Genomic DNA, 12,178 nt, shown 5'->3' with positions numbered 1-12,178 from the left:
TAATTATAATTAAAGATATAATTAAATTACTATTTCCCAAAAGCATAACTTAATGAAAAATATTTTAGAAAATTATAATAAATTTAAAAATTATGAAAAATTAATAATTTTATTTGGATTTTTTGGATTAACTCCTTTCATAGTAGGATTAATTGATACATGGTTTAATTATCCAAATCTATTATTTACGATTAATCTTACTAAAAATTATGGCGTAATTATTTTGACCTTTTTAGGATCTGTTTATTGGGGAATGATACTTGAATCTGAAAAAACTACTAATTATTCAAGTAGATTTAAAATATTCACACTTATTTGGTCAATAACACCTGCATTATTTGGAATTATAATATTATCTTTAGAACAAAATTTTAGTATATTAATATTATCTATAGGATTCATGATCTCTCAATTAATTGATGAAATATACAAAGATATTTTGTTTTTTCCAAAATGGTATATCTATTTGAGAAGAGTACTTTCATCTATAGTTATCGTAGTGTTAATTTTTTCATATTTAATTATTGCAAATATATAAAATCATGTTCCCTAAGAGTAAATCTAAGTTAATAGAAAGCATAAAGCAATTTAGTGATACTCAAATTTTATCATACTCTTCGGATAGGAATTTTGACTATGGAATTCCTCATAAAAATGTTTCTAGATTATCACCTTATTTAAGAAGAAGATTTATTAGTGAATACGAAGTATTAAAAATCATTTTAAATAAACATAAATATGAAAATATTGAAAAATTCATTGAAGAGATTTTTTGGAGAACATATTGGAAAGGATGGCTAGAAACTCATCCTTATGTTTATAAAGAATATGAATTAAAGCATTACAATCAAATTATACCAACCAAAACAGGTATAAAATGCTTTGATCATTGGAAAGATGAATTAATTGAAACAGGTTACCTTCATAACCATTCACGAATGTGGTTTGCTAGTATTTGGATTTTTACTTTAAAGTATAGCTGGGAGTCTGGCGCAAATTTTTTTAAAAATAACTTAATTGATTGGTGTCCTGCATCTAATACACTAGGCTGGAGATGGGTCGCAGGCATTCAAACAATTGGGAAACCTTACATAGCAAGAGCTGAAAATATAAAACATTTTACTGATAATAGATTTTATCCAAAGGGACAATTACATGAAGATATAACTTTATCACCCAAAAATACTCCTCATGAAAAGGCTATAGACTTAAATTTTTCTAAAGAAAGTTCAATTACAGAAATTGATAACTTAGGAATAGTTTTAAACAATAATGATTTAACATTAAATCAAGAATTTATAGATTTTAATATTAATTATCATACGTGTTTATATAAATTAAAGAATGGAAACCCTTTAATAAATAAATTTGAAAATGATATTTTTGAAGATATTATTAATAATAATAATAAAATTGAATTAGTTGAGACGATTGAAAATTTATTAAGATGGATTGAATTAAAAAAAATTAAAAACTTAATTTTACCACATGAGACAGTTGGTAACGAAATATTTAAAAATAGTTCTTTTTTAAATCAACTTTCTGATAAAAAAGTAACTTATCAATTTTATGCAAGAGAATGGGACATAAATGCTTTTTCCTATGCAAAAAAAGGGTTTTTCAATTTTAAAAAAAATATACCTTATTTATTAAAATTATCTAATCTCTAGCAGATCACTTCTTAAAAAAAACTTGAGTAAATCAAGTAAAAAAAATATTTTCATTGAACTTCAGAAATATCAGCTTTAGGTCTATATATAACAGTAATAAATCCAACTTGATGTATAATTGTTGCATTCAATTCTTGTTCAATTTTTAAACATTGCAGAGAACGCTCATTTTTATCCGCGCCTCTAATACGTATCTTTATAAGTTCGTGTGCGTTTAGGGCTAGATCAATTTCAGCAAGAACAGCATCTGTAAGGCCTTGTTGACCAATCATGACATATGGTTTTAGTGAGTATGCTTTTTTACGTAAATCTTTTTTTTTAGCACTACACAGGTTTGTCTTCATAATAAAGCCCTAATAAATATTTATTGAAGATACTTAAAACAATTAATTTCAAAATTCAATTTTAATCTAATTTAAAGTTTTGTAATGCGTGATCAATACCGTTTGTTATATGTGTTTTTAAAACAAATTGAGCTTTTTCATAATTTTTACCCAATGTGAAATCTAAAATATCTTGATGTTCTTGAACAGATTTAGAACCTCTGAAAGTTAAAATTAATAATTGATATCTTAGGTATTTATCAAAAATCAATTTATGTAATTCTATTAAATTTTTCGAACCACAATTCTGTACTAAAACTTGATGAAATTCACTATCATGTTTTTTCCAATTATTTCTATCATCTGTTTTTTTTTGTAACATTTCATTTTCATAGAATTTTAATTTATGGTGGGCTGATATTAATAATCCCTCCCATTCTGGATTAGTATTTTTTATTGACTGCTGCAAAGCATGGCTCTCAATTAATATTCTTAAATTAGCAATTTCAAAAAGATCAGACTTAGAAACTGCACTAACATAAAATCCTTTTTGTTCTTTTGAAACAACAAATCCATCACCAGATAATCTACTTAATATTTCCCTAAGAGTTGAAACACTTGTGTTGTATTTTATTTTAAGCTCTAAAAGTTTTAATTTTTTTAATGGAGGTAAAATACCACAAATAATATCGTTTTTAATAACTTCATAGGTATTTAAACCTACTGTTTTGAATGAATTCATCATAAAGAAATATTCCAGTTTAAAATTTATATGACAAGTTATTGAACATAATAATAATATCATATATTATTTAAAAATATCATATATTATTGGAATTACAAATGAAAACATCTATAGCAACTGTATCAATAAATGGAACATTAAAAGAAAAAATTCATGCAATTGCAAAAGCAGGATTTGATGGCGTTGAAATTTTTGAAAATGATTTTTTAACTAATAACCTATCTCCTAAAGAAGTCAAAAAATTAGTTAAAGATCATGGACTAGAAATAACATTATTTCAGCCTTTCAGAGACTTTGAAGGAATGCCTGATCAACACAGAAAAAGAGCATTTGATAGAGCTAAGAAAAAATTTGAAATAATGGAGGAATTAGACACAAATTTAATATTAATTTGCTCTAATACTTCAAATATATCTTTAGGCGGAATTGACAGAGCAGCTAATGATTTTTATGAATTGGGGGAAATCGCCAAAGAAAGATCTATAAAAGTAGGTTATGAAGCACTAGCTTGGGGCAAATATATAAATGATCATCGCGATGCCTGGGAAATAGTCAGAAGAGCTAATCATGAAAATGTTGGAATTATTTTAGATTCGTTTCACACTTTATCAAAAAAAATAGATCTAAATTCTATATCCTCAATACCTGCTGAAAAAATATTTATAGTTCAGTTAGCTGACGCGCCATCACATAACATGGATCTACTCTATTGGAGTAGGCATTTTAGAAATATGCCTGGCCAAGGTGATTTACCAATTTCTGATTTTATGAATGCACTAGATAGAACAGGATATGATGGCTACCTCTCACTAGAAATATTTAATGATAGTTATAGATCAGGGCCTAGGGAACAAATTGCAAAAGACGGAAAAAAATCTTTAGTGTCATTAACAACAAAAAATAATCTAGATAAAGTTTTAATTAATAATATTGAATTTATAGAATTTTCTGTTGAAGAAAAAAATATAACTGAGTTAGAAATAATATTTGAATTAATGGGTTTTAAAAAAATAGGAAAACATAAAACTAAATTAATAAAATTATTTATGTTTGATGAGGTTAAAATAATTATTAACTATGAAAACTCTCCTTTGGTTAAAGAAGGAAGAAAACAAGGTCCATATCCATATGCTTATGGTATAAAAGTTGAAGATCTAAACGTCTTATTAAACAAAACCAAACTATTGGACATTGAAGTAATTAAAAAAGATAAGGGAAAAAATAATTTATCAATGGATGTGATTAAGAATATAGATGGATTAATTTATGTTATGGACAAACAAACAGAAAATATTTGGGAAGAAGATTTTGGTTCAAATAGCATTCTTAAAACAGACAGATTTAATCTTAAAATAGATCATATAGCTCAAACTGTACATTATGACGAAATGTCCTCAGCTCTCCTTTCATATACAACACTATTTAACTGCCAAAAATCAGCTATTGTAGACATTATTGACCCATCTGGAATTACTAAAAGTCAAATCATTGAAAATGGAAACAAAACATTCCGAATGACAATGAATGCCACTGATAATAATAAAACTGTAGCAGGAAGGTTTTTAGAAAGTAAAAAAGGGCCTGGAATTCAACACATAGCTATAAGTACTTCAAACATTATTAAGCTTGTTAAAGATTTAATGAGCCGTGGTCAAAAATTTTTAGAAATATCTAATAATTATTATGATGATATTGAAGCTCGCTTTGGGTTAGATTTTAATTTTTGTAATGAACTAAAAGATCTAAACATATTATATGATGAAGACGAAAATGGATCATTTTTACAAATATATACTCATGTATTTAATGATCAATTTTTCTTTGAGTTTGTTCAAAGAGTAAATGACTATCAAGGTTATGGCGCTAATAATGCTCTATTCAGAATAGCTGCACAGAATAATCAAGCTAAAATTTAAATTTTTAAAATAAAATATAAAAGTTCATTTTTTGTTTTTACGTCTTGAATATGAAATCTATCAATTGTTGATTCCCAAGTTATATCTTTAAATTCACTTTTAAGTAATTTGAATTCATTACTATTTTTTAAATCTTGTTCTAATTGTGATCTCGAATATAAAATCAATGCTAATGATCTTGCATCCATTATCCTTATATCAAAACTTAGTTCTACAACTTTTTTAAAATCTTCTGCAAAAAAGTACCCTAATATTAGATCTTTTACTCTATTATCTGAAGTCGACTGTCCTTGTGGTATAGGGTCCAGGTCAAATGCTTTATTAAGCAACTCTAAACCTTTTTCAACTTTACCAACTCTGACTAAAACCTCGCCATAACCAGACAAAACCCTTGGATCGTTAGGAACCATATTAAAAGCTTTTCTGCCATGATCCTCAGCTAAAATATAATCATGATTACTAAGATAAACAGCTGATAACATTCTATGACATTCAAAATCATTCTCATTAAGTTCTAGAGCTTTATCAATATTTTGTTTAGCTTCTGTCATCAAATCATCTACTTCACGATCTGAAAAACCTCTAAACATAGATTGACCTAATGTACAAACTTTCCAAGCATATGCTTGTGCATTATTTGCATCTGCTTGAATAGCTTTGTCAAAATTTTCTAATGCTTTTAAGTTAGCCTCTTTCGTAAATTTATGATGATTTTCTTTTCCTCTAAGCAAATATTCATACGAACTAATATTCTCAGTTGGTTTTCTTTTTGACCGTTGCAATGAACTTATTTCTATTTCACCAAGTAGTGCAATAGAAATTTTTCTTACAATTTCATCCTGCAAATCAAAAATATCTTCAAGTACTCTATCATATTTGTTACTCCAAATTATACTTTCATCATTGGCATCACTTAACTCAATATTTATTCTTACTCTTTTACCTGAAGCTCTAATTCCACCAGTGACTAAAAAATCCAAATCGAATTGTTTTGAAAATTCTTTAATATCCTGATTTTCAGCTTTGAAATTAACAGATGTTTGACGTGACAATATATCAAACTCTCTCATCATAGAAAATTCAGTTATTAGGTCTTCACATATGCCATCAACCAAAAAACCGCTATCTTCATCTTTACTCGTATTAGCAAATGGAAGAATTGCAAACTTGGGTTTTTTGTTTAAGGTAATTTTACTTTTGCTAGAAAATTTATTTTTTCCATCACCTAAAATTGAAAACACTTCAAAATCATTTGATATGTTTTTTAGAATAATTCTACCTAACGGATGAATTTTTTCCTCAATTTTTTTTTCTATTTGTTTATTAACAACTTCCGAGATTAGTATTTCTCCTACTGGAGATTGACTTTCTAAGCGGGCAGCAATGTTTACACCATTACCATAAATATTTTCACCTTCAATTATTATGTCATCTAAATGTATTCCAACACGCCATGATAATTTTGGATCTATTTCATCTTGTTTATTTCTATTGTTAATAAATTTTTGAAATTCAATTGCCGCTTTAACTGACTGAACTGGACTATCAAATTCTGCAATAACTGAGTCTCCGGCAGTATGAAAAATACGACCACCATATTTTGTAATTAATGGGTCTATAATATCTCTACATGCTTTCAGGTTTATTAGTGTTTTCTCTTCTTGAGATTCCATATGTTTACTAAAACCAACACAATCAGTTGCAAGAATAGTGGCTAGTTTCCTTTTAACTTCAGACATTCTTATACCTTACTTAAGTTGATTTGCTTGTTCATGAAACTAATAAGTCTCTATACATAATTATGATAAGCTAATATTCAAAATTTTAAAGATTAAAACTGAGATGAAGAAAAAAAATTTAAAGAAAGCTTAATTTGTTTAAAAATAAATTTAAAAGCTAACATTTTTGAAAATATTGGAAGAACTATATTGAATAAATAAAAATTAACTTGTTAGTAAACTTTCAAAATACTTGCATTCAATTGACAAAAATTTTAGAAGAAGACAATCTTTAGTATCAAATAAGTTACTTATAAATCTTTCTACTTTAGAAAATAAATTTTATAAATAGCGGCAAAATTACAGAGGTAACCAAGCCACTTAAACCCATTCCAACGGCCGCAAAAACTCCAGCATTTGTATCTCTACTCATTGCTCTTGCAGTTCCAACCCCGTGACTTGCAAGACCTAGACTAAAGCCTCGAGCTTCCATTTTTTTTAATTTCATTAAATCAAATACGAAAATACCTAGGGAGGCCCCTATAATGCCCGTAATGATAGTGATTATGGCTGTTAGTGATGGAATACCACCTATCAGTTCTGATATACCCATTGCAATAGGAGCCGTAACACTTCTAGGTAGTAAACTTAATATTAATTCTTGTTGGAGTTCAAAGTATGAAGATAAACCATAAGTGATAAAAATTGCAAAAAAAGAACCTATTATTAGAGAGATAAATATTGCCCTACTATTTGATAAAATTAAATCCCATTTTTTATATATTGGTATTGCCAAAGCAACAGTCGCTGGTCCTAATAAAAAGTGAATGAATTTTGCACCATCAAAATAACGTTCATATTGAATATCAAAAGTTAAAAGAATTACACTAACTATTAAAACGCTTATAGCAACTGGATTTAAGAGCGGAAATAAATTTGATCTTCTGTAAAAATAATCCGCAATAAGATAAGATCCAATTGTAAGTGTAAGCCAAAAAAGAGGTTCTGCCTGAAGATAAACCCATATCTCATATAATTTCTGTTGATCAATCATCTTTATTAACTACTTTTAAAAGTCTTTCCATAACAAATGCTGTTACGGCTAGCGTTAATAGAGTGCCAATAATTATTACTAACATAACTGGTACTAAGTTATCTTCTAGTAAGGATAAGTGCATAACAACCCCTACCCCAACAGGAATAAATAGTAATGGAAGATAATTTAATAAATTTTCTGCTGAATTAATAAGATTAATTTGAAAGTTAACAGGTATTTTGTAATATTTTTTTTTACTCAATAATAACATTATTAATAATAAAAAAAGACCTATTACAGGCCCAGGAATACTAAGTTCTAAGAATTTTTGAATAAACTCTCCTACTAATTGAAAAAAAAATATAAGAAAGATACTATTTAACATTAATATTCTTGATTATATAAAAAATAATTCATTAAAAAAAAGCTTGAATACCTGTTTGAGCTCTTCCTAAAATTAATGCATGAACATCATGAGTTCCCTCATAAGTATTAACAGTTTCTAAATTCATTAAATGCCGCATTACTTGGTATTCAGCATGAATTCCATTTCCCCCATGCATATCTCTAGCCATTCTAGCAATTTCTAGTGCTTTACCACAGTTATTTCTCTTAATAAGTGATATTGCCTCAGGAGCTAGATTATTTAGATCAAAAAGTTTTCCAACTTGGAGCGCTGCGCCTAAACCAAGAGTAATCTCTGTTTGCATATCAGCAAGTTTTTTTTGAATTAGTTGAGTTGCAGCTAAAGGTTTACCAAATTGTTTTCTATCCAATGTATATTGCCTTGCTCTAAACCAACAATCTTCTGCGGCTCCCATTACACCCCAGGCGATACCATATCTTGCTCTATTTAAACAACCAAATGGTCCTTTTAGACCAGATACATTAGGCATTAAATTATCTTCAGGAACAAACACTTCATCCATTACGATCTCTCCTGTAATAGATGCTCTCAATGATAATTTACCTTTAATTTTTGGAGCAGTTAAGCCATCCATTCCTTTGTCTAGAATAAAACCTTTAATAGCATCACCATGCTCCTTTGATTTTGCCCAAACCACAAAAACATCAGCAATTGGTGAGTTAGAAATCCACATTTTAGAACCAGATATTGAATAGCCACCCTTTACTTTTGTAGCAGTAGTTTTCATTGCACTCGGATCAGAACCAGCATCAGGCTCTGTCAATCCAAAACACCCTATGAGTTCACCTGAAGCAAGGCCAGGTAAATATTTAACTTTTTGTTGTTCGCTTCCATATGCATATATAGGATGCATTACCAAAGAAGATTGAACTGACATCATAGATCTATATCCAGAGTCTACTCTTTCAACCTCTCTTGCTACTAACCCATATGAAACATATGAAGCACCAGCACATCCGTATTTTTCAGGAATAGTAATACCCAAGAGACCGAGTTGTCCCATTTCTTTGAAAATTTCTTTATCTGTTTTCTCGTCTAAAAAGGCATCTTCTACTCTGGGCATAAGCTTTGATTGTGCATAATCATAAGCAGTCGATTTAATGAGACTTTCTTCTTCTGAAATTAATGTATCTAGTAACAGAGGATCTTCCCAATTAAATTGAGCTTTTGTTGCACTAGCAGTTTTTAAATCAACTATATTTTTATTATTCGTATTTAAGCTTTTTTCCATTATTAGACCTTTTTTAGTTGAAATGAACCTTACTAAATTTTAGCAGTAAAAACAACTTTTATTAGGCTTCGATTAAGCTTTCTAAGTGTCTATCAACAAAATCTAATCTATCTTGCCCCCAATAAATTTGATCATCTATTATAAAAGTTGGTGCCCCAAAAACATTTTTTTCTATCGCAATCTTAGTAAATCTTTGCATAGTATTTGAACATTCTTCACTGTTAGCTAATGAAAGTATTTCTTTTGAACTTAAATCCATTTTATTTAAAATACTTAATAAAACATTTTCATCATCTATATCTAAATCTTCAACCCACAAAGCATTCATAATATTGTGAGCAAGTTCAAAATCTTTATTTGTTTTCATCATTTGAGAAGCTATAATTAACAGAGATGGCAACATAGACTTTGAAGGAAAGGAAGTCGGTTGAGAAATTAAATTTATATCAAGAAATTTACTCCATCTTTTTAATTCTTGTAATCGTATTTTTTGTCTTTGAACAGGTCTTTTGGATACTGGAAGACCTCCTGATATAGGAAATATTTCTCCATAATTAACAGGACGCATATTTAGCTTAACTTTATATTTTTTTATTATTTCTCCTAATCGTTTATGACCAAGAAACGTCCAAGGACTTCCGTGACTCATAAAGTAATCTACTTGTATCATATAATATCCTATATTAATTAATTGCCAAAACCAGAGCCAGATTTTTTATATTCATCTCTGGGAGGACTGAAAATATCTAATACTTTAGCACCTTCTGCACCCCCTATTATACCATGATCAATACCGCCGGGTGTTTGCCAAAAATCTCCTTTTTTTATTTCAATTTTTTGGCCATCTTGAATGCGTATTCCTGAACCTTCTATTAAAAAACCCCATTGTTCTTGGGGATGTGAATGAATTTGACCCTTGGCATTCGGCTCAATTGTTACAATTGATAACATTGTCTGATCACCACAAAAAATTCTTGTAGAAATTCCATCCCCTAATACTCTTTTAATACCGCTATCCAAATCATTAATATTATTAAAATAATTTTCTTGTGACATTTTGTTCTCCTTACTTAGGTTTGTCTCCAGCAAATGTAATCCTATGCATCAACCTTCTTTGACCATGATAGTCATTTATTGGGTTATGCATAGTACATCTATTATCCCATATAGCTACAGAACCTGGTTTCCATTGAAACCTACAAGTAAATTCAGACTTAATTTGATGTTTATATAAAAACTCTAATATCGGTGTGCTTTCTTCTTCGGTCATACCTACAAAATTTGTTGTATGCGCTTCATTAACATATAAGGATTTTCGTTTTGTTTCAGGATGAGTTCTTACTACTGGATGTATTGCTTTTAACTCATCACCTTTAAGTCCTACAGATGCATGTTTCATAATGTCTGACCGAGTTTTAGCAACTCTAGCTTTGCCTGATATATTTACACCTTGAAGGGTATCTAAAAACTTTTTCATTCCCTCAGATAAACTTTCATAAGCTAAATATTGATTAGACCATTCTGTATCCCCTCCAAATGCTGGAATTTCAATTCCATACAACATTGTCCCCATAGGAGGTTTATCTTGGTAGGTTGTATCGCTATGCCAAATACCACCAAAATTATTAGTGTCTGTTTCTTTTTTTAATATGGGTGTTATTTCTGGAAATCCATCTAAGCTTGCAACAAATGGATAAACTATGGGTGTACCAATTCTTTTAGCAAATGCTTGTTGAGAAACAGGTTCAAAATTTTGGTCCCTAAAAAATATTACTTGATATGTTAGAAGAGCATCATAAATTTCTGATACAACATCATCTGACAGATTGTCAGAAAGATTTATTTTTTCAATCTCTGCTCCCAAAGCACCTGCAATAGGAAATACATTAATATTTTTAAAATTTTTCTTAACTTTAACACTTGATGTCATAATTTAAACTTTTCTCCAAAATTTGAAATTTAAAAACTTAATCAAAATTTCGTTGCACTAACAAAATAAAAGGACAATAATTTATGAGAATAGTTAATAAATTATTAATTTTCAATTAATACCGAGCATTTTAAATGGAAAAAATAAAATCACCTCACTTAGAAGTTAGAGAAGATTGGCTAAACCAACTAAAAGAAGATCCTATACTTCCAGACCTTCCAATAATTGATCCACACCATCATCTTTGGGATGTTGGTTTTGGAAAATATTATGTAGAAGAATTACTAGATGATATTAAGGTTTCAGGCCATAATATTAAATCGACTGTTTACATAATGAGTTCTTCCAACACTAAAATATATTCAAAAGAAGGTGCAGATGAATATAAACCTTTAACAGAAATAGAATTCGCAACAAATGAGGGTAAAAGAAGCGATCTAATACCTAATAATACAGTAAAGGTAAATGCCGCTATCGTCGGATCTCTGGACTTAACTTTTGGTAACAAGTTAGAACCTGTAATTGAAAAGGGATTGGAAATAAGCAAAGGACGACTCAAAGGCATAAGAATGCTTTTAGCTTCTCACCCTGACGCCCGAATTTCTTCTGGTGCTATAAAATCAGACTTAGGACTTATGTTGCACCCAAATTTTATTGATGGGGCTAAATGTCTTCAAAATGCAAATTTATCTTTAGATTTTTGGATATATCACACTCAATTAGGCGAAATGGAGAAAGTGGCTAGAGCACTTCCAAATCTTAATATAATTCTTAATCATGTTGGCGGACCTATTCATTTAGGTGAATATGAAGGAAGACAAGCTTTAACTCATAGAGAATGGCGAACAGCTATGATGAGACTATCAAGACTACCCAATATTAATGTCAAATTGGGAGGTTTAGGTATGGCTGTAAATGGAGCTAAATTTCATGAAGAACCTTCACCTCCAACATCTGTTCAACTATCAGAAGCATGGAAGCCTTGGATTTATGAAACTATTAGTATGTTTGGTGTTGATAGATGTATGTTTGAAAGTAATTTTCCTGTTGATAAAGGTTCTTGCAGCTATGGATCTTTGTGGAATGCATTTAAAATAATATCTGATGATATGTCTGACGAAGAAAAGAATAAGCTATTTTATAAAAATGCCGCTAAAATTTATAAGATAAATTAATTATTGG

13 protein-coding genes are annotated in these 12,178 nt (G+C 29.2%); 4 read left to right on the top strand and 9 right to left on the bottom strand.

Going from position 1 to position 12,178, the window contains the following annotated elements; translation table 11 throughout:
- Nucleotides 1–52: 52 nt before the first annotated feature.
- Complete coding sequence (locus tag ABXT66_RS03705; RefSeq protein ID WP_443644317.1) at nucleotides 53–538, top strand: DUF3429 domain-containing protein; 486 nt, start codon at nucleotides 53–55, stop codon at nucleotides 536–538.
- Nucleotides 539–542: 4 nt separating this feature from the next.
- Nucleotides 543–1,670 carry an FAD-binding domain-containing protein gene (locus ABXT66_RS03700; RefSeq protein WP_443644316.1) on the top strand — a complete coding sequence of 376 codons (1,128 nt, stop codon included), beginning with the start codon at nucleotides 543–545 and terminating at the stop codon, nucleotides 1,668–1,670.
- Between the two features lie 50 nt (nucleotides 1,671–1,720).
- Here the strand turns inward: ABXT66_RS03700 and ABXT66_RS03695 are convergent, their stop codons facing one another.
- Both ABXT66_RS03695 and ABXT66_RS03690 read right to left on the bottom strand, forming a co-directional pair.
- Entirely contained in the window at nucleotides 1,721–2,014 is a 294-nt protein-coding gene (locus ABXT66_RS03695; RefSeq protein ID WP_443644315.1) for a YhbY family RNA-binding protein, read from the bottom strand.
- A gap of 61 nt (nucleotides 2,015–2,075) precedes the next feature.
- Nucleotides 2,076–2,738 carry a GntR family transcriptional regulator gene (locus tag ABXT66_RS03690; RefSeq protein ID WP_443644314.1) on the bottom strand — a complete coding sequence of 221 codons (663 nt, stop codon included), beginning with the start codon at nucleotides 2,736–2,738 and terminating at the stop codon, nucleotides 2,076–2,078.
- Between the two features lie 98 nt (nucleotides 2,739–2,836).
- On the opposite strand from ABXT66_RS03690, the gene ABXT66_RS03685 reads away from it, so the two are divergent.
- On the top strand, nucleotides 2,837–4,654 hold the full coding sequence (locus ABXT66_RS03685) for a bifunctional sugar phosphate isomerase/epimerase/4-hydroxyphenylpyruvate dioxygenase family protein (RefSeq protein ID WP_443644313.1): 1,818 nt from the start codon (nucleotides 2,837–2,839) through the stop codon (nucleotides 4,652–4,654).
- Here ABXT66_RS03685 and ABXT66_RS03680 read toward each other — a convergent pair.
- From ABXT66_RS03680 to ABXT66_RS03650, 7 genes are all read right to left on the bottom strand, one after another.
- A complete protein-coding gene (locus ABXT66_RS03680) occupies nucleotides 4,651–6,393 on the bottom strand; it encodes an adenylate/guanylate cyclase domain-containing protein (RefSeq protein WP_443644312.1) in 1,743 nt (580 codons plus the stop codon). The genes ABXT66_RS03685 and ABXT66_RS03680 overlap by 4 nt on opposite strands.
- A gap of 307 nt (nucleotides 6,394–6,700) precedes the next feature.
- Nucleotides 6,701–7,426, bottom strand: a complete 726-nt coding sequence (locus tag ABXT66_RS03675; RefSeq protein ID WP_443644311.1) for an LrgB family protein — start codon at nucleotides 7,424–7,426, stop codon at nucleotides 6,701–6,703.
- A complete protein-coding gene (locus ABXT66_RS03670; RefSeq protein ID WP_443644310.1) occupies nucleotides 7,419–7,793 on the bottom strand; it encodes a CidA/LrgA family protein in 375 nt (124 codons plus the stop codon). Before ABXT66_RS03670 ends, ABXT66_RS03675 begins: the two co-directional genes overlap by 8 nt.
- Nucleotides 7,794–7,824: 31 nt before the next feature.
- Entirely contained in the window at nucleotides 7,825–9,066 is a 1,242-nt protein-coding gene (locus ABXT66_RS03665; RefSeq protein ID WP_443644309.1) for an acyl-CoA dehydrogenase, read from the bottom strand.
- A 61-nt stretch (nucleotides 9,067–9,127) separates the two neighbouring features.
- The gene (locus tag ABXT66_RS03660) at nucleotides 9,128–9,736 is read right to left on the bottom strand and encodes a 2-hydroxychromene-2-carboxylate isomerase (protein WP_443644308.1); all 609 of its coding nucleotides are present in this window, start codon (nucleotides 9,734–9,736) and stop codon (nucleotides 9,128–9,130) included.
- A 17-nt stretch (nucleotides 9,737–9,753) separates the two neighbouring features.
- Nucleotides 9,754–10,122 carry a cupin domain-containing protein gene (locus tag ABXT66_RS03655; protein WP_443644307.1) on the bottom strand — a complete coding sequence of 123 codons (369 nt, stop codon included), beginning with the start codon at nucleotides 10,120–10,122 and terminating at the stop codon, nucleotides 9,754–9,756.
- Between the two features lie 10 nt (nucleotides 10,123–10,132).
- Nucleotides 10,133–10,996: a TauD/TfdA dioxygenase family protein gene (locus ABXT66_RS03650; RefSeq protein ID WP_443644306.1), complete on the bottom strand. Its 864-nt coding sequence runs from the start codon at nucleotides 10,994–10,996 to the stop codon at nucleotides 10,133–10,135.
- Nucleotides 10,997–11,130: 134 nt separating this feature from the next.
- Here ABXT66_RS03650 and ABXT66_RS03645 point away from each other — a divergent pair, with 134 nt between their 5' ends.
- Nucleotides 11,131–12,171: an amidohydrolase family protein gene (locus ABXT66_RS03645; protein ID WP_443644305.1), complete on the top strand. Its 1,041-nt coding sequence runs from the start codon at nucleotides 11,131–11,133 to the stop codon at nucleotides 12,169–12,171.
- Nucleotides 12,172–12,178: the final 7 nt, after the last annotated feature.

Source organism: Candidatus Levibacter sp. Uisw_134_01 (genome assembly GCF_047717795.1).
GTDB lineage: Bacteria > Pseudomonadota > Alphaproteobacteria > Puniceispirillales > Marisalimonadaceae > Marisalimonas.
Note: the sequence above shows the minus strand (reverse complement) of the source record. Positions and strands in the feature narration are given on the sequence as shown.